Origin of the sequence: Pseudoalteromonas sp. Ld20, from assembly GCF_045064175.1 — a bacterium.
Classification (GTDB): domain Bacteria; phylum Pseudomonadota; class Gammaproteobacteria; order Enterobacterales; family Alteromonadaceae; genus Pseudoalteromonas; species Pseudoalteromonas neustonica.
On record NZ_JBISHB010000038.1, the window covers coordinates 13,265 to 31,459 of the forward strand.

The 18,195-nt window shown below is 39.5% G+C and carries 15 protein-coding genes; 4 read left to right on the forward strand and 11 right to left on the reverse strand.

Going from position 1 to position 18,195, the window contains the following annotated elements; all coding sequences use genetic code 11:
• Positions 1–70: 70 nt before the first annotated feature.
• Positions 71–1,507, forward strand: a complete 1,437-nt coding sequence (gene pyk / locus ACJJVX_RS13765; protein WP_054204699.1) for a pyruvate kinase — start codon at positions 71–73, stop codon at positions 1,505–1,507.
• 116 nt (positions 1,508–1,623) lie between these two features.
• On the opposite strand, the gene ACJJVX_RS13770 is transcribed toward pyk, so the two are convergent.
• From ACJJVX_RS13770 to thrS, 6 genes are all read right to left on the reverse strand, one after another.
• Positions 1,624–2,448, reverse strand: coding sequence for a LytTR family DNA-binding domain-containing protein (locus tag ACJJVX_RS13770; RefSeq protein WP_054204700.1), 825 nt, complete (start codon positions 2,446–2,448; stop codon positions 1,624–1,626).
• Positions 2,435–3,517, reverse strand: coding sequence for a sensor histidine kinase (locus tag ACJJVX_RS13775; RefSeq protein ID WP_054204701.1), 1,083 nt, complete (start codon positions 3,515–3,517; stop codon positions 2,435–2,437). The genes ACJJVX_RS13770 and ACJJVX_RS13775 overlap by 14 nt, the downstream gene beginning before the upstream one ends.
• Positions 3,518–3,699: 182 nt before the next feature.
• Positions 3,700–4,062 (reverse strand): 50S ribosomal protein L20, encoded by a 363-nt coding sequence (gene rplT, locus ACJJVX_RS13780; protein ID WP_004587841.1) that lies wholly within the window; start codon positions 4,060–4,062, stop codon positions 3,700–3,702.
• 15 nt (positions 4,063–4,077) lie between these two features.
• The gene (gene rpmI / locus ACJJVX_RS13785; protein WP_002960713.1) at positions 4,078–4,278 is read right to left on the reverse strand and encodes a 50S ribosomal protein L35; all 201 of its coding nucleotides are present in this window, start codon (positions 4,276–4,278) and stop codon (positions 4,078–4,080) included.
• A gap of 208 nt (positions 4,279–4,486) precedes the next feature.
• Positions 4,487–5,050 (reverse strand): translation initiation factor IF-3, encoded by a 564-nt coding sequence (infC, locus tag ACJJVX_RS13790; protein WP_082355596.1) that lies wholly within the window; start codon positions 5,048–5,050, stop codon positions 4,487–4,489.
• A gap of 59 nt (positions 5,051–5,109) precedes the next feature.
• Positions 5,110–7,020: a threonine--tRNA ligase gene (thrS, locus tag ACJJVX_RS13795; protein WP_054453059.1), complete on the reverse strand. Its 1,911-nt coding sequence runs from the start codon at positions 7,018–7,020 to the stop codon at positions 5,110–5,112.
• Positions 7,021–7,278: 258 nt separating this feature from the next.
• Between thrS and ACJJVX_RS13800 the strand changes: the two genes are divergently transcribed.
• The 3 genes from ACJJVX_RS13800 to ACJJVX_RS13810 all read left to right on the forward strand — a co-directional run bounded on the left by ACJJVX_RS13800 (position 7,279) and on the right by ACJJVX_RS13810 (position 10,789).
• Positions 7,279–8,292, forward strand: a complete 1,014-nt coding sequence (locus tag ACJJVX_RS13800) for an endonuclease/exonuclease/phosphatase family protein (protein ID WP_405631937.1) — start codon at positions 7,279–7,281, stop codon at positions 8,290–8,292.
• Positions 8,293–8,356: 64 nt separating this feature from the next.
• On the forward strand, positions 8,357–8,803 hold the full coding sequence (locus tag ACJJVX_RS13805) for a DUF3010 family protein (RefSeq protein ID WP_054204704.1): 447 nt from the start codon (positions 8,357–8,359) through the stop codon (positions 8,801–8,803).
• 297 nt (positions 8,804–9,100) lie between these two features.
• The gene (locus ACJJVX_RS13810) at positions 9,101–10,789 is read left to right on the forward strand and encodes an AMP-binding protein (protein WP_405632056.1); all 1,689 of its coding nucleotides are present in this window, start codon (positions 9,101–9,103) and stop codon (positions 10,787–10,789) included.
• Between the two features lie 63 nt (positions 10,790–10,852).
• Here ACJJVX_RS13810 and hflX read toward each other — a convergent pair whose 3' ends face one another.
• The 5 genes from hflX to sucC form a co-directional block, all read right to left on the reverse strand.
• The gene (gene hflX, locus ACJJVX_RS13815; RefSeq protein WP_405632059.1) at positions 10,853–12,202 is read right to left on the reverse strand and encodes a GTPase HflX; all 1,350 of its coding nucleotides are present in this window, start codon (positions 12,200–12,202) and stop codon (positions 10,853–10,855) included.
• Positions 12,203–12,402: 200 nt separating this feature from the next.
• Complete coding sequence (locus ACJJVX_RS13820; protein ID WP_054453062.1) at positions 12,403–13,800, reverse strand: M28 family peptidase; 1,398 nt, start codon at positions 13,798–13,800, stop codon at positions 12,403–12,405.
• A gap of 192 nt (positions 13,801–13,992) precedes the next feature.
• A complete protein-coding gene (locus ACJJVX_RS13825; RefSeq protein WP_405631941.1) occupies positions 13,993–15,936 on the reverse strand; it encodes a GGDEF domain-containing protein in 1,944 nt (647 codons plus the stop codon).
• A 145-nt stretch (positions 15,937–16,081) separates the two neighbouring features.
• Positions 16,082–16,954, reverse strand: coding sequence for a succinate--CoA ligase subunit alpha (sucD, locus tag ACJJVX_RS13830; RefSeq protein WP_054204708.1), 873 nt, complete (start codon positions 16,952–16,954; stop codon positions 16,082–16,084).
• A complete protein-coding gene (gene sucC, locus ACJJVX_RS13835; RefSeq protein WP_007375754.1) occupies positions 16,954–18,120 on the reverse strand; it encodes an ADP-forming succinate--CoA ligase subunit beta in 1,167 nt (388 codons plus the stop codon). Before sucC ends, sucD begins: the two co-directional genes overlap by 1 nt.
• Positions 18,121–18,195 lie beyond the last annotated feature (75 nt).

The following is an 18,195-nucleotide window of genomic DNA, read 5'->3' on the forward strand; positions in this document are numbered from 1 at the left end:
AAAGCCTATGAATATAAATAATGAAAATAACCGTCAACCTGCTTACATCGTAAGCTCACAGGAGAATTTGATGCTTAGACGCACAAAAATAGTCGCGACCCTTGGACCTGCAACCGATCGAGATAACAACTTAGAAAAAATAATTCGTGCCGGTGCAAACGTAGTGCGCTTAAACTTCTCACACGGTATTGCACAAGATCATAAAGATCGCGCTCAAGCTGTACGTGATATTGCAAAAAAATTGGGTAAGCACATTGCTATTTTAGCTGACTTACAAGGCCCTAAAATTCGTGTATCAACGTTTAAAGAAGGCAAAGTAAGTTTGACTGTTGGTGCTAAATTCATTCTTGATGCAAAAATGGAAAAAGGCCTAGGCGATATTAATGGCGTAGGTATTGATTATAAAGAATTACCACAAGATGTTGCCCCTGGTGATTTACTCCTTTTAAATGACGGTTTAATTCAATTAACAGTCGTAAGTGTTGAAGGCCATTTAGTACATACCACAGTTGCTGTCGGTGGTGTGTTATCAAATAATAAAGGTATCAACCGTTTAGGGGGTGGTTTAACAGCACCCGCTTTTACTGAAAAAGATAAAGAAGATTTATTAACAGCTGCTGAAATTAACGTTGATTACATCGCAGTATCATTCCCACGCAGTGGCGATGATATGCGTTATGTACGTTCACTTGCTGAAGCTGCGGGTTCTAATGCACAGCTTTTAGCAAAAATTGAACGTGCTGAAGCGGTTGAAACTGTTGAAGCTGTTGATGATATTATTCTCGCTTCAGACGCTGTGATGGTTGCCCGTGGTGACCTAGGTGTTGAAATTGGCGATGCTGCTTTAATGGGTAAGCAAAAACTAATTATCCGCCGCGCTCGCTCACTAAATCGTACTGTGATCACTGCAACGCAAATGATGGAATCGATGATCGATAACCCAATGCCAACTCGTGCAGAAGTCATGGATGTTGCTAATGCTGTACTTGATGGTACTGACGCAGTAATGCTGTCAGCTGAAACTGCTGCTGGCGATTACCCTGAAGAAACCGTAGCAACTATGGCACGTGTTTGTTTAGGTGCTGAATCACAAAAAGAAACGCACGTTTCTAAACATCGTTTAGATAGCCGTTTCTCTTCAAACGCTGAGTCAATCGCTTTATCTGCAATGTACGCAGCAAACCATTTAGATTCAGTAAAAGCAATCGTTACATTAACTGAGTCAGGTAGCACAGCTAAACTAATGTCTCGTATTAGCTCTGGTTTACCTATTTTCTCATTATCTCGTCATGCAAGTACGCTAGGTCAGACAGCGCTTTACCGTGGTGTTTACCCGGTGTTTTTTGATTCGACTAAATGTGAAAAAGATAATATGGTAAAAGATGCACTTAGCACCTTAGTTGCCGCTGGTTCATTGCAATCAGGCGACACCGTTATCATCACTCATGGTGATACGATGGAGACTATTGGCGCAACCAATACGATGAAAATAGTTACTGTTGCTTAGTTAAATCTTAGTCCTACAAAAACGCGAGCTTTTGCTCGCGTTTTTACGTTAAGGCTCTTAGTTAAAACACAGCGTATAAAATACTCAACTCAATCCCCAAATTCTGGGTAATAAATTTAACTAGCTAAAGCTGCCTTGACTTTATCGCGGTAGCTACGGCTTACTTTTAACTCTTGCCCATTATCAAGTACAAGTAAATACTCACCACTTACTTGCGTTACTAATTTATTAATTTGTTTTGTATTTACAATGGCACTACGATGAACGCGCACAAATAATTGTGGATCGAGTTCTTGTTCTAGTTCTTTCATCGTTTTACGTAGAATATGCGTTTGCCCATCTTGGCAATGCAAACACATATAATCGCCAGCTGCATCCACCCATTGAATTGTCGCCACAGGCACACGGATTATTTCCCCTTGTTCCTTCACGGCTAAAGACTCTGGATAGCGACGATCTGTTAACGTATCTCCCGTCGCCAGCTTTTTCAAAATCTCTTCACAATTATTACCCGTAATTCCAGCAACAAAACTCGCCAATTTCTTTTTATGTGCGTTGTCTTGTTGCGTCTTCAAGTAAGTATGCACTTTTTCTACCGCCTGTTTTAGTCTGTTGTCATCGACTGGTTTAAGAATATAATCTAAAGCATGAATTTCAAATGCCTTGACTGCGAACTGATCAAATGCGGTTACAAATACAATAGCAGGTAACGCCCTTACGCTACTGCTTAATGTTCTAGCAACTTCAAAGCCATTCATACCTGGCATTTGGATATCTAAAAAAACTAAATCTATATTCCCTGCAAGACATGCATCAATTGCCTCTTGGCCCGAGCTACACAACTTTATCACTTCGATATCGTCAAAGTCTTCTAATCTCACCGCTAATCCTCTACGAGCTAACGGTTCATCATCTACAATCAGGGTTTTAATCTTGCTCATTTTTCACAGCCTTTTCAAACGGAACACGCAGATTTACTTTCAATCCACTTGGCGTATTATGTGATAATACAAACGAATAGTTATTTTCATACAAAGTCTTTAGGCGATCTTTGGTGTTTGCCACCCCTACCCCTTGTGCATTAACTAATTGACCATTAACTAGCTCAGTGCCAGGGCCATTATCACCTACTTCCAACAATAGTTCATTAGCAAATACCTGTGCTTTGATATCAATCACTCCACCTTGCGCTAAATGAGCTATCGCGTATTTAATCGCATTCTCTATTATAGGTTGTAATATCAAACTAGGGACTAATGCTTGCTTTGCTTCATCACTTACTTGCACATTGAGCTTTAAACGTTCATCAAAACGAACTCGTTCTATCTCAAGGTACAACATAAGTGCATGCAACTCTTGCTCTAATGGCACTTTCTTAATTGGATCAGTATTAAGTGTATAACGCAAAAAGTCACTTAACTTAGACACCATTAAATTGGCATCTTTATTCTCTTTTACCAATATTAAGGTTGAGATAGCATTCAAGGTATTAAATAAAAAGTGAGGGTTAAGCTGGTATCGCAGCATTTTTAATTGCGCTTCATGGGCCATCGTCGTAGCCTTTAATGCTTTTTGACGCTCACTTTGCAATAACTGATAATACTTTATACCAAAGTACAAACCACTCCAGCACAATACAATATAGACTGAGTCTAAGCCTTGCTGAAAATAATAAAACCATTCTGAAGGACGATAACCATGTCGATATATTTCCCACAGATTAAACTTTTGTACAACTGCCCATAAAGTGCCTGTTACGTAGGAAGCACTAAATACAACAAGCATGAGCACCCAAGGGGATGCATTCCATGCTTTGCGATACATATAACGCAGTGGCACAGTCATTAAGCAACCCGCATATGCATTGAGTACAATGACGAATACGTAGATGTCGCGCATTTCAAAGACTTTTGAGCCAATATAATTTACTAGTGCATAACCAATCCAGCCCGCGATCTGTAATACCCAGAAAAAACGTTGGCGGTTGTCGACTAATGATTGCCAATTCAAAATAGTTAATTACCTCATTAATTTATAATTATTATATAGCGTTAGCTAGGATGGGATCACTACCAACTATCTCGCTTTTCACGAGCCTTACCGCAAAGATATCTACAGATGATTTGAGCATACTTTATTTTAGCCACAAAAAAAGGAGCCATAGGCTCCCTTTTAGTACTTATTTAAAAAGCTTAAGCTGCCGCTAGGCCTTCTTTTGCTTTTTCAACAAGCGCTGCGAATGCAACTTGATCATAAACAGCGATATCTGCAAGGATCTTACGATCGATTTCTACAGATGTCTTTTTAAGACCATTGATAAAACGGCTGTAAGACAGACCATTTTGACGTGAAGCAGCATTGATACGTGCAATCCATAATTGACGGAAAGTACGTTTCTTCGCACGACGGTCACGGTAAGCGTATTGACCCGCTTTAGTAACAGCCTGAAAAGCTACGCGGTAAACACGTGAACGTGCTCCGTAGTAACCTTTTGCTTGTTTTAAAACTTTTTTGTGACGTGCACGTGCGACAACGCCGCGTTTAACTCTTGCCATTTCTAAAAACCCCTATTAAGCGAACGGTAACATACGTGAAACTAGACCATGGTCATTTTTATGAACCATCATCTTAGGACGTAGGTGTAGTTTACGCTTAGAAGTTTTCTTAGTCAGAATATGACGAAGATGCGCTTGTTTACGCTTGAAACCGCCAGAAGCAGTCTTTTTGAAGCGCTTAGCTGCGCCGCTGTGACTTTTTAGCTTATAAGCCATTGCAATAACTCCAAATGTATTGCTTTAAAATTAGTAAGCAGGCGTGAGATATATTTCTATAGCTCCACTTTTAGGCCTAACTTACTGCCATGTTCCGGTGAAAACCCAGCATAAATGCCGCAGTTTTACTTTAATACCGGTTAACTCAGGTGAATATTTACATATTACTTGCAGACCTGAGCTAAATTCGGTGCATATCTTAGCGCGTTTATTGCTTTTTAGCAACAGGTGCCATCATCATAACCATTTGGCGACCTTCAACACGATTTGGGAAAGACTCAACAACTGCAAGTTCTTCTAAATCGGCTTTGATACGGTTTAGTAATTCTATACCAATTTCTTGGTGGGCCATTTCACGACCACGGAAGCGGATGGTAATTTTAGCTTTATCGCCACCTTCTAAGAACTTACGTAAGTTGCGAAGCTTAACCTGATAATCGCCTTCATCCGTTCCCGGACGGAATTTGATTTCTTTTATCTGGATCTGCTTTTGCTTCTTTTTCTGCTCTTTCAGTTCTTTGCTTTTTTCAAAGATGAACTTACCGTAGTCCATGATTCTACAAACAGGCGGCTCTGCATTAGGGCTAATCTCAACAAGATCAACACCCGCGGCATCAGCCATTGTTTGCGCGTCTTTTAATGACTGAATTCCAGCTTGTTCGCCTTCAATGTCAATTAAGCGAACTTCTTGAGCTGTAATTTCTTCGTTAATACGATTTTTTTGGGCTGTTTGTTGCCCTTTCTTGCCGCCTCTAATAGTACGTTCCTCCAAGAATATCAAATAATAAGCGTGTAGTTAGCTGTTTTGTAAATGCCCTACACGCTGGATTTTTATAGTCGATTTTTAATTTCTTCGCTAATTTTAGCGACAAATTCATCAACATTAAATTTGCCCAGATCTTCACCTGTGCGGGTACGCACCGCTACTTCTTGTTGTTCAACTTCTTTATCGCCAACAACAAGTAAGTAAGGAATACGTTTTAATGTATGTTCACGGATTTTAAAGCCAATCTTCTCATTTCTCAAGTCAGCAGTGGCTCTAATTCCAATTTTATTTAATTTTTGTACAACTTCTTGCACATAACCAGCTTGTTTATCTGTGATATTCATAATCACAACTTGCTTAGGCGCAAGCCACGTTGGGAATAAGCCCGCGTACTCTTCTGTTAAGATACCGATAAAGCGTTCGATAGAACCTAAAATTGCACGGTGAATCATAACAGGCGTACGGCGTTCGTTATTTTCAGCAACATAAGTTGCCCCTAAACGCCCTGGTAATGCAAAATCTAGTTGCACTGTACCACACTGCCACGCTCTGTCTAAGCAATCGTACAAAGTAAATTCAATTTTAGGACCATAAAAGGCACCTTCGCCCGGTAGGTAATCAAATTCAATGTCATTTGCTTTAAGTGCGTCAGCTAATGCAAGCTCAGCTTTGTCCCACATTTCGTCATCACCAATACGCTGTTCAGGGCGTGTTGACAACTTAACAACAATTTTTTCAAAACCAAACGTTTCGTATGTGTCGTACACCATTTTAATACATGACGATACTTCGTCCATGATTTGTTCTTCAGTACAGAACACATGGGCATCATCTTGTGTAAAGCCACGCACACGCATTAAACCGTGTAGTGCACCTGATGGTTCATTACGGTGACAACAACCAAACTCTGCCATACGCAGTGGTAAATCACGGTATGATTTTAAGCCTTGATTAAATATTTGTACGTGACCCGGGCAGTTCATTGGTTTAATAGCGTATTCACGCTTCTCAGACTCAGTGGTGAACATTGCATCTGAATATTTATCCCAGTGGCCTGATTTTTCCCACAATGAACGGTCCATCATCATTGGACCTTTTACTTCTTCATATTGGTATTCACGTAATTTTTCACGTACAAACTCTTCTAACTCACGGTAAATGCTCCAACCATCGTTGTGCCAAAATACCATGCCTGGCGCTTCTTCTTGCCAATGCCATAAATCAAGTGCTTTACCAATACGACGGTGATCACGTTTTTCAGCTTCTTCAAGGCGTTTTAAATAAGCTTTAAGCTGTTTTTTGTCGCCCCATGCGGTGCCATAAATACGCTGTAGCATTTTATTATCTGAATCACCACGCCAGTAAGCACCGGCTACTTTCATGATTTTGAAATTTTGGCAAAATTTCATGTTTGGTACGTGTGGACCACGACACATATCAACATATTCTTCATGCTGGTATAAACCAGGGCGATCATCTTTACTGATGTTTTCGTCAAGAATCTCAATTTTATATGTTTCGCCGCGCGCTTCAAATACATCGCGCGCTTCTTGCCAGCTTACGGTGTTCTTAACCACATCGTAGTTTGTTTTAGCTAGTTGTAACATGCGTTTTTCAATGGCTTCTAAATCATCTTGAGATAACGATTGCTCCATATCGATATCATAGTAAAAACCATTATCAATTGTTGGACCAATAGCCATTTTCGCATCAGGAAACAACTGCTTAACCGCATGACCAATTAAGTGGGCACATGAATGACGAATAATCTCAAGGCCGTCGTCATCTTTTGCGGTAATGATTTCAAGACGAGAATCTTCACTAATTAAATCACATGCATCAACGCGCGTACCATTAACTCGACCAGCGATAGTCGCTTTGGCTAGACCTGGTCCGATATCATTCGCTACGTCAAGAGTACTTACTGGGTTTTCGAAACTACGCTGACTGCCGTCAGGGAGAGTAATAACTGGCATTATAAATCCTTGCTACAGTGGTGACGCCTACAATGCATCACATGTATTTATTAAATTAAAATGAATGACTCTACAACGCTTTTACGAATAAGCATTGTTAAATTCAGCGTTAAACGCTAATGCACTTGTTGAGTCTTACCAAGTACAATTAGTTATTGTCGCGTTTGAAGCAGTTAAATACAAGTATTTAGCCAGACAAATTGACAAATAACCCTCGCATTTCATACTTACATAGAATTTTAGCTGTTGGACTACTTAATGACTGCGCCAAACCGTATATGCTTTGCCACGCTTAATTTACTTAATTTTGCGGTACCTCCTTATTCATTTTATCAATTGCATGAACGCTATAATGCAACTCAATGGCAACAAAAACTGCAGTTTATTACTGGTTTTTTACAGCAAAGCCAAGCGACTATCGTCGCATTTCAGGAAGTCTTTAGTCCAAATGCATTGCAAACACTTTGTAAAGACCAAGGCTATGCTCATTTCGCTACTGTGGCAGCACCACGAAGCGATAATCTTTATCCACAAGTCTTATTTAACCCTGTCGTTGCAATTGCTTCAAAAATTCCTTTTACGCAATGTATCGAATTAACCCCTTGTCCTGAATTACTTGAATATTTAAATAACCAAAATGAATTTAAATTTAATAGAACACCTATCAAGTGCAGCTTTAGTATTCCTAAATTTGGTGACTTGACCTGCTATGTAGTGCACTTTAAATCACAACGGGTGCATTCAATGGCGCATATTTTGAATATTCATAATCAAGAAGATCCGTTACTTAATGTATTGCAGCAAACGGTAGGTATGATGCAATCGCAAATATCTCGCTCTTTAGAAGCGTCTATTGTTTACTATGATGCACTTAAAACACAACGAGAAAAAAACTGTGCCACAATTGTTATGGGTGATTTTAACGATAGCATTCACAGCCCCGCATTGTCATTTATGACCACAGGATTCCCCCCGTTGCAAAGTAATTCGTGTTTAAAGATCGATCAACCAGTAGTTGGTTTATCAGATGCATATGAATTAAGTACTCAATGCGAAGCGGGACAAAAAAAGCCTCCCAGTCATTACTACAAAGGCCAAGGCAATGTACTTGACTATATTTTGACCTCAAGTCATTTTAATACGCACTGTGCTTTATCACGAATAAAGTCTTTAGATTATTTAAGTTTTGATTCACATCTGAACCCCCAATTGGTTGAAGAAGATATTTGTGTAAGTGATCATAGTGGGATAGCAATTGAAATAGGTTTTTAAAATGCGCTGTTTTTAAGACGTTTAATTGATATAATATGATTAAACTAGTTATTAGAGAATGACAATGAGAACATGTGGTGTAGAAATTACCGGTAGTGACGTACTACTGTGTATTTTAACTAAAGATAACGATGTATTTGATATACGTGATATCCGCCAAACTCGCTTTACTTTAGGCAATGGTAACGACACTGAAGTTATGCGTAAATTTCAGTTCGATTTTGCAAAATTAATGCAAGATTACCAAATTGACTCTGTGGCAATTCGTCAACGTGCCCCTAAGGGTAAATTTGCAGGTAGTGCAAATGGCTTCAAAATGGAAACGGCTATCCAATTGATCAAAGAATTAGATGTCTATTTATTCAGCACAACTGAAGTCAAAGAACAGTTAAAGCGAAATCCAATCCCTATCGATTTTGCAGAAACGGGACTTAAAAAATATCAAGAAAATGCGTTTGTGAATGCATACGTACACTTGATGAAAAAAACATATCGTAGTGAAGAGCTTTAATTTTTCAAAGTAGCGCTTTATTGATTATAATTGCTTGATCTGAAGCCAAATAAATTAACCTACGACACAACGCCAATGTGTGCTGTTATTCAGCATATCTCATTGGCGTTTTTTATTGCCCTGTTTTTTGCTCTAAGCTCATCCCCCCTGCTACATTGGTCTTAGAACCCTTTCATTTGTCGACAATTTATGCTTTTCTTGTTTTTGTATACTCACACAACATGACATGGAGACCGCACAATGCAAGTAAATGACAACAATAGACCTGTAAAAAATGCGCAGAATAAAGTCAATGATATGAATGACTTGGTAATTAGCCAGTACCGAGGATCGCAAACCCCTGATTTGATAGAGAGTACGATAGGTAATTACCTTGACAGCATTGTCGACAATAACCCCGAACATCTTGCAATTGTAGTTCATCACCAAAACATTCGATTAAGTTATAGAGAATATCAACAAAAAATTAATCAATTGGCCATGGGTCTACTATCGATAGGTGTAAAGCCGGGTGATAGAGTTGGGATATGGTCTCCAAATAACTTAGAGTGGTGCTTAACCCAATTTGCGACAGCTAAAATTGGGGCCATTATGGTATGTATTAATCCTGCATATCGTCCAAACGAGTTACAATTTGCGCTTAATACGGTTGAATGCTCAACACTCATCACTGCATCTTGTTTCAAAGCGAGTAATTACCTTGCTATGCTAAATGAATTGCTTCCAGAGCTCGAACATACTGAGCCAGGTATGCTCAATGCAAAAAACCTCCCCTATCTAAAAAACATTATTCGGATTGGTAATGAAGCAGCCCCAGGAATGTTTAGTTTTAACCAAATAATGAATATGCCAACTGATGCGCAAAAATTAGCGCTTGTCACGCTCGCAGCAACTTTAAAACCAGAGCAAGATATCAATATTCAGTTTACATCTGGTACAACAGGCAGTCCAAAAGGTGCAACGCTGTCTCATAAAAACATTTTAAATAATGGTTTTCTAATGGCCAATGCCATGCGTTTAACAGCAGATGACAAGCTATGTATCCCGGTGCCTTTATACCATTGCTTTGGTATGGTGTTAGGTAATCTGGTATGTATTAGTAAAGGCGCTACAGCGGTATTTCCTGCTGAATCATTCGATCCAACAATAACCCTCGAAGTAGTAGAAAAAGAGCGATGTACTGCCTTGCATGGCGTGCCTACAATGTTTATTGCTGAACTTGAACTTAAGGACTTTTCCCGTTTTGATTTATCTAGTTTACGCACCGGAATAATGGCAGGCTCGACTTGCCCAGAGCAAGTGATGCGCAAAGTACAGTCACTCATGCATATGAATGAGGTTGTGATTGGATATGGGCAAACAGAATGTAGCCCGATTAATAATGTAACTGAAATAGACTCGTCAATTGAGAAACAAGTAACGACTGTAGGGCGTGCCTTAGCGCATACAGAAGTAAAAATAATAGATGAAGTCGGAAAACTGCAAAAAATTGGATTACCAGGGGAAATATGTAGTCGCGGAGCAGGAATTATGCGTTGTTATTGGAATGATCAGGAAAAAACAGCTGCAACTATCGATCAAGACGGTTGGCTGCACTCTGGCGATTTAGGTGTTATGGATACGCAAGGGTTTGTCACTATTGTTGGGCGCATTAAAGATATGATTATTCGCGGTGGCGAGAATATTTACCCTCGAGAAATTGAAGAGGTACTCTATACCTATCCTGATATTCAAGATGCTGCAATATTTGGTATAACAGATGAAAAATATGGTGAAGAAGTGTGTGCGTGGATCCAACCGAAAGAGGATACTGTACTTGATGAGCAAGCGATTCGTGTGTTTTTAAAAGACAAGCTAGCCTACTTTAAAATGCCACGACATATCCGTTTTGTAGAAAACTACCCTATGACTGTAACAGGTAAACTGCAAAAATTTAAAATGCGAGAACAAATGCAAGCAGAACTCAACGACAAAGCTTTCTCTTAGCTTCACCACGCTAAATACAACAAAGCACAGCCAATCAGCTGTGCTTTTTAAATATTGAATTTGTTATAAATTCAGCATTCTCTTTTTTAAACGTTCTAAATCAATCGCGCTCGAGCGCACCGTTAATTTGATATGGCTGTATTCATATTCTTCTTTAACAACACTCATACTGGATCGAATTTCGCCCACGATACCTTTGGCGGTATACGGTATAACAACCTCTTCTTCAATCATGTCCTCTTGAGCAATATCAATAATGTACTTATGCAGTTTGCTGATATCATCTGAGTTACGCGTAGATGTCATCATCGCATCAGGAAATTCATCCATTAGCGATTGCTGTTGCTCAATACTTAATTGATCTGACTTATTCAGTACCAGTAACTTTTTACTGCCTTCCACTCCAACTTCAGCCAGAACTTTATGCACTACATCAAGCTGTGAGCGAAATGAAGGATCAGATGCATCAACGACATATAACAATAATGACGCATCATGCGCTTCTGCTAATGTTGAATGAAATGAAGCAACTAAATCATGAGGTAATTTTTTAATAAAACCGACCGTATCTGAAACAAGTATACGAGGCTGTGTAATTGGATACAGCGCCCGAACAGTGGTATCTAACGTTGCAAAGAGTTTGTTTTCGCCCTCCACATCACTGCCTGTAATTGCACGCATCATGGATGACTTGCCAGCATTGGTGTAACCAATTAAAGCCACTGAGAATAGCTCAGATCGCTGCGTTCGCCTGTCCATCATTACATCTTGAACACTTACCAATTCGCGCTTTAGTTCTGCTAACTGATCACGTACCTTACGACGATTTAACTCAAGCGTGGTTTCACCAGCACCTTTGCCCATTTGTCGTTCTTTATCACCTGTTGATGTTTCACGAAGTCGTGGTGCTACATAATTAAGACGAGCAATTTCCACTTGTAATTTTGCTGTTTTAGTACGCGCATGACGACTAAATATTTCAATAATTATGCCAGTGCGGTCAAATACTTCTACACCTAATTGGTTCTCAACATTACGTAGTTGAGAAGGGGTTAAATCACAGTCAAATACCACTACGTCAGCGCACGTAAAATCAAGTTCATCTGATGGAATTTCTGACGATATTTCAGTTAAAGGAACTTCATCGAGTAAATCATCTGCTAGTTCGTCTTCAACCATTCCTTTATTACCGGTGAGGTGTGCTATTTCTGCTAGTTTACCTGAGCCAAGTACATTAACTTTTTGCGTAGAACTTTGCTTTTGTGATTGTGTGCCCACTACTTTAAATCCTAAAGTAGTCACCAAACGAGCAAGTTCTGCAAGTGATTCAGTTGCTTCGTCACCTTTAAACTGCGGTGTACTAATAGAAATGAGTAACGCATTAGGAAGTGATGGTTTTGCAGTTAGTTGCATAATTTTTTGTGTTAATGCACCCAATAAGTGCAAACCTATTTTTCATTCGAAAGTAGCTTGATCCTACGCTGTTATAGCCTCGCTTTATAGGGTTATAGTTCATTAATGACGTTAATATTTAAAACTAGCGCGTGTTGACCTTTGTGGATTGAAATTTGTTCAATCCACAAAGGTCAACACTGCCTAGGGTAAAGCTATTATCAGTTATTTACGTATTCAAATGCCCCCACATCTCCTGGAAATACAACAGGTGATTCAATACCCTCTTTATTTACTGTGGCTACACCAAAGTAATAATTGTCGATCACTACATTAGTGAGTGTCGCTTCACTTACATCGCCTACATAACGGCTAAACTGCCACTGAGGTTCACTAGTGTAACGCCAATAAATACGGTAGCCAGTCGTCGTTTTATCCTGATTTTTTTGCCATTTTAAAGTGGTGCTCGCCTGTACAGCTCCAGATATAGTAACTGCTTTTGGTGGCGCTGGTGCCCATGCCATAGATGCCAAACTTACAGCATTTAATGCCGTTAATTTGGCCGTGTAATCAAAATCAACACCCTTTATTGTATCACCATAAACAACACCCTCTTCAGTACGTAAATCTTGATGTTGATGATTATAGTTTTCGTTGGTTTCCATAACTCTCACTGCGGCGTAGCCCATGTCATTAAATGGTCTATGATGCCCACCTCGGCCAAAGCGGTCGAGTCGATACACTAATAGAGTATCTAGGTTAGGGATATAGCGATCGGCTATTGTGTCGATATAACGCGCTAAGTTACGACTTGCAGAATCTACCTCACCTCCAGTAAAGCGGCGTTTATGTGCTTGCTCTTTGGTTTCGATAACCCGCGTGCCTTCTGAGAAAATTCGGGCTGTTGTATTATCTGTTACACCATTAATACCCGTAATATTACCTATCATATCGTTGTTTAGTACACCGTGAATTTGCCACCTTTGTTTGTTTGCATATTCAGCTAAAATTTTACCACCAAACAAACCTTGCTCTTCCCCTGAAAGCGTAGCATAGACAATTGAGCCATTAAACTTATACTGTGATAGAACACGAGCCGACTCAAGGACACCTGCAACTCCCGATGCATTATCATTCGCCCCCGGTGAATCACTAGTAAAATCCATTACATCACTAACCCGTGAATCTATATCACCCGACATCACTACCATACGATTGGGCTCTGACGTGCCGCGTTGTATTGCAATAATATTTACGACCTCAACAGGTGTGGGGATCCGCTTTTCACCTGAGATCGTCTCTTTTACTTCTATAACCTGCAAACAACCACCACATTGCTTTGATATTTTTTCAAACTCAGCTTTGATCCATCGTCGCGCGGCCCCAATACCTCGAGTGCTTGAGCGAGTATCAGATAATGTATGGCGAGTACCAAAATTAACCAAACTCTGAATATCATTTTCAATACGCTTGGCAGAAACAGCATCAGCAATACGGTGTAGTTTTTCCTGATCTTGATAGTTAAGCTGCTCGCTCAATGCTGATGTAGTTATAAATAAGGAGCTCAACGCCAATGTATAATTTAAAATCGTTACTTTGCTAGTCATTCGATTAAACATAATCCGTACTCATTTTTATTGTAATAAATACTACAGTACGTGAGCTAATTCATTGTGCAAATAGTTTTGAGATAAACGACGACTTAAGTCGGGCAATAGTAAAAATTGATTGAGTAATGAAAATGATAAATTAAAGGGGTGGTAAAATACGAAAGTAAGCAGTAAGCAATCCCCGACGTTAAGCCGTATTTGTTAGCTGCATACTTTGTCTCTTCCTGTATTTTTTGCTTTATACAAATTTGTATCCGCTATTTTTAATAACGTATTAAGTGCCATCCCTGATTGCCTTTGTGCAACTCCAGCACTACTGGTTAATGTGATATTTTTATCTGTTAAATTTAAAGATTTTAAACAAGTGCATAAATTAGCTATAAACTCATGAGCTGCCTCTAAATCAAAATCGGGCATAACGACTATAAACTCTTCACCGCCAAAACGTGCAAATTTACATGCTGTATTCTCTAATTGAGTCTGCAATAGAGTGGTAAACCCTATTAACGCTTGATCACCAATATCATGGCCATGGTTATCATTAACTTGTTTAAAGTGATCGATATCTAAAATGGCGACAGAAAAGAAGCGCTCTTTATCTATGAGCTGCTGAACAATAAAATCGAGTATATAGCGCCGATTACACGCACCCGTTAATGGATCTGTATTTGCACGCTGTTGGCTTTTTACATAAGCGCGGTGCTGATTAAATCCAAAAATAGACATACTCACAATAACTAATAAACCAATAACCAAGTAAGCCGTGTTTAGTTGCCCCTCTTTTGCCAGTTTATCTAATGCGATTTGCTGATTTTTTAGTTTTTCTTCTGCTAGCTGTAATTTAATTTCTTGTTGGGTTGATTCAAATTTAGAGCGCGCTTCTTGCTCTAATTTTTGTTGCGTGGTTTCTTTTGCTTCATCACTAAGCTTTATATAAAACCAGAGTGATTTTGACGATTCTTCAAAACGCTCAAGCTGTTCGTAACTCTGCGCTTTGAGTGCTAAAGTTTGACGCATATAACGGTTATTTAGTGGTCGCTCATAATTCGCTAGTAACTTATCTGACTCATGTAGATACTCTAGCGCTTGCTCTGGCTGCTCTAGTGCTAAAAACACACGCGCAAAATTATTATTCAAAGCAATAATATGAGCAGGGTTAATAATCACTTTATAAACGTAATTTTTAGCAAGATACAACAACTGTAACGCTTGCGTATAATCTTTTTGCTTTAATGCAACACGCGCCTTACCAGCCGGAGCCCAAAATAAATAACGTGGTGCTTTTACACTTGCCGAAAGTGTGATCATTTTTTCATAGCACGCAGACGCCAAATCCAGCTGTTCTGCACGGGAGTAAGTTATGCATAATGTATAAAGGATTGGTAAACCATTGACAATATCCCCGTTATTTGTTGCAAGCTCAGCGGCTATTTCAGCGTACTGTATTCCTTGCTCAAATAGCGACATAGTTGAATAGTATGCTGCGAGACTGTCATAAATATACAACATTGTTGTTGTGGACATTTTTGCAGTTTTTGCTTCAATATAAGCATTTTCAATGATCTCTATTGATTTAGGGTATTCCTCTTGCCATAGTAAAAGTACACCTTCAATAGAGATAGCTCTGACGATCATTTCATAATCATTTGCTTTTGCAAAGGCCTCTTGAGATAGCTTAATTTGCCTAAGCCCTTGTGGTAACTGCCCTTGCTCTAGAGAAAAAATACTGCGATATAAGAGCCAGTAACCATGGATCCAATTATCCGTTTTTGGCAGCTGTTGATATGCGAGTTCAAATGTATCTTTAGAGAGATCGATATCCCCCTGAAAAAGATAAAGGCGAGCAAGCAATGTATTATTATAGGCGTGCTGCGTATCAGGTAAGCTTTTATCATCTTGTGATAAAATTAAACGTTTAATTGCTTCATTAGGGTGTGCCATCGCTGTTTTTTCTACAGACAAAAAATCAATATGCTGGGAACCCATTGCAAATAAAAACGGAGTGAATACTACGCAAACACAAAAAAATGAAAAGTGAATTATTCGCATTACTGCTTTTTTCTTAGAATTATTAATAAACAGTTGGCTATTATAACGCCAGTTTAAATTAATGCTAGCGTACCTAATAAGTACAGTTTTATTCATTTACTCTGCTTATTTATCAAAGTAAGGTAGGTGCTAAGCAAGTAGTTGATTATGAAGATCAAAATAAAAATATTAACGTTAATATTTTTACATTAAAAAAGGCCCGCGATAAAAGCGAGCCTTTTTAAAAGAAATTAACTGGTTATTACCAACCCGTTTTTTCTTTCAATGCTTTACCGATATCAGCAAGTGAACGTACAGTTTTTACGCCCGCAGCTTCTAATGCAGCAAATTTCTCATCAGCAGTACCTTTACCGCCTGCGATGATCGCGCCAGCGTGACCCATACGCTTACCTTCTGGTGCAGTAACACCAGCAATGTAAGATACAACAGGTTTAGTTACGTTAGCTTTGATGTACTCTGCAGCTTCTTCTTCTGCAGTACCACCAATTTCACCAATCATTACAATTGCTTCAGTTTGTGGATCTTTTTCGAACATTTCTAAAACGTCGATAAAGTTAGTACCTGGAATTGGATCACCACCAATACCAACACACGTAGACTGACCAAAACCAGCATCAGTAGTTTGTTTAACTGCTTCGTACGTTAAAGTACCAGAGCGAGAAACGATACCTACTTTACCAGGCTTGTGGATGTGACCAGGCATGATACCAATCTTAGTTTCGCCAGGAGTGATAACACCTGGGCAGTTAGGACCGATCATACGAGTACCTGTTTGATCTAGTTTAACTTTAACGTCAACCATATCAAGTGTAGGGATACCTTCAGTGATACAAACAATCAGCTCAATGCCAGCATCGATAGCTTCTAAGATTGCATCTTTACAAAAAGGCGCTGGTACATAGATAACTGACGCAGTTGCGCCTGTTTCTTGTACTGCATCACGAACTGTGTTGAATACTGGAAGACCAAGGTGCGTTTGACCGCCTTTACCAGGGCTTACACCACCAACCATTTGAGTACCGTACTCAAGTGCTTGCTCAGAATGGAAAGTACCCTGACCACCTGTGAAACCTTGACAGATAACTTTTGTATCTTTATTGATTAATACAGACATTATTTGCCCTCCGCAGCAGCAACTACTTTTTCAGCAGCGTCTGTTAGTGATTCAGCAGCGATGATATTAAGGTCAGATTTAGCCAGAACTTCACGACCAAGTTCAGCATTAGTACCTTCTAAACGTACAACTACTGGAACGTTTACGCCCACTTCTTTAACTGCGCCAATGATGCCTTCAGCGATCATGTCACAACGAACGATACCACCAAAGATGTTTACTAAAACAGCTTTAACATTATCATCAGAAAGAATGATTTTGAATGCTTCAGAAACACGCTCTTTAGTCGCGCCGCCACCAACATCTAGGAAGTTAGCCGGTTTGCCACCGTGTAGGTTTACGATGTCCATAGTACCCATCGCAAGTCCCGCACCGTTAACCATACAACCAACGTTACCATCAAGGGCTACGTAGTTAAGCTCAAAACTTGCTGCATGTGCTTCACGTGCATCTTCTTGAGATGGATCGTGGAACTCACGGATTTTAGGTTGACGGTAAAGTGCATTACCATCGATACCGATTTTTCCGTCAAGACAGTGAAGATTACCTTCGTCTGTGATTACTAACGGGTTGATTTCAAGTAATGCGAAATCAAAATCAGTGAACATTTTACCAAGACCCATGAAGATCTTAACGAACTGTTTCATCTGCACTGGGTTAAGACCCAATTTGAAACCTAATTCGCGGGCTTGATAAGCTTGAGGACCTACTAACGGATCGATCTCAGCTTTGTGGATAAGCTCTGGTGTTTCTTCAGCAACAGTTTCAATTTCAACACCGCCTTCAGTAGACGCCATGAAAACAACTTTGCGAGATGCACGGTCAACAACTGCACCAAGGTACAATTCGTTGGCGATATCTGTACAGCTTTCTACTAAAATCTTAGCAACTGGCTGACCTTTCTCGTCTGTTTGGTAAGTAACTAGGTTTTTACCTAACCAGTTAGCTGCAAACGCTTTTACTTCGTCGATAGTTTTAACTAGCTTTACACCGCCAGCTTTACCACGTCCACCTGCGTGAACCTGAGTTTTAACAACCCACATATCACCGCCGATTTTCTCAGCAGCTGCTGCAGCTTCTTCAGGTGTGTCGCATGCGAAACCCTGAGAAACTGGTAAACCATATTCGGCAAAAAGTTGTTTTGCCTGATACTCATGCAAATTCATGATGCTTTATCCAATTTTTTATACTAAAAGAGCTGACTATTTTTATAAACAGACAGCTATCCCAAATTGCGCACC

Coding starts and splice junctions, on each gene's coding strand:
- pyk (WP_054204699.1), top strand. CDS start 71: ATGCTTAGACGCACAAAAATAGTCGCGACCCTTGGACCTGCAACCGAT.
- ACJJVX_RS13770 (WP_054204700.1), bottom strand. CDS start 2,448: ATGAGCAAGATTAAAACCCTGATTGTAGATGATGAACCGTTAGCTCGT.
- rplT (WP_004587841.1), bottom strand. CDS start 4,062: ATGGCAAGAGTTAAACGCGGCGTTGTCGCACGTGCACGTCACAAAAAA.
- rpmI (WP_002960713.1), bottom strand. CDS start 4,278: ATGGCTTATAAGCTAAAAAGTCACAGCGGCGCAGCTAAGCGCTTCAAA.
- thrS (WP_054453059.1), bottom strand. CDS start 7,020: ATGCCAGTTATTACTCTCCCTGACGGCAGTCAGCGTAGTTTCGAAAAC.
- ACJJVX_RS13800 (WP_405631937.1), top strand. CDS start 7,279: ATGACTGCGCCAAACCGTATATGCTTTGCCACGCTTAATTTACTTAAT.
- ACJJVX_RS13805 (WP_054204704.1), top strand. CDS start 8,357: ATGAGAACATGTGGTGTAGAAATTACCGGTAGTGACGTACTACTGTGT.
- ACJJVX_RS13810 (WP_405632056.1), top strand. CDS start 9,101: ATGAATGACTTGGTAATTAGCCAGTACCGAGGATCGCAAACCCCTGAT.
- hflX (WP_405632059.1), bottom strand. CDS start 12,202: ATGCAACTAACTGCAAAACCATCACTTCCTAATGCGTTACTCATTTCT.
- ACJJVX_RS13820 (WP_054453062.1), bottom strand. CDS start 13,800: ATGTTTAATCGAATGACTAGCAAAGTAACGATTTTAAATTATACATTG.
- ACJJVX_RS13825 (WP_405631941.1), bottom strand. CDS start 15,936: ATGAATAAAACTGTACTTATTAGGTACGCTAGCATTAATTTAAACTGG.
- sucD (WP_054204708.1), bottom strand. CDS start 16,954: ATGTCTGTATTAATCAATAAAGATACAAAAGTTATCTGTCAAGGTTTC.
- sucC (WP_007375754.1), bottom strand. CDS start 18,120: ATGAATTTGCATGAGTATCAGGCAAAACAACTTTTTGCCGAATATGGT.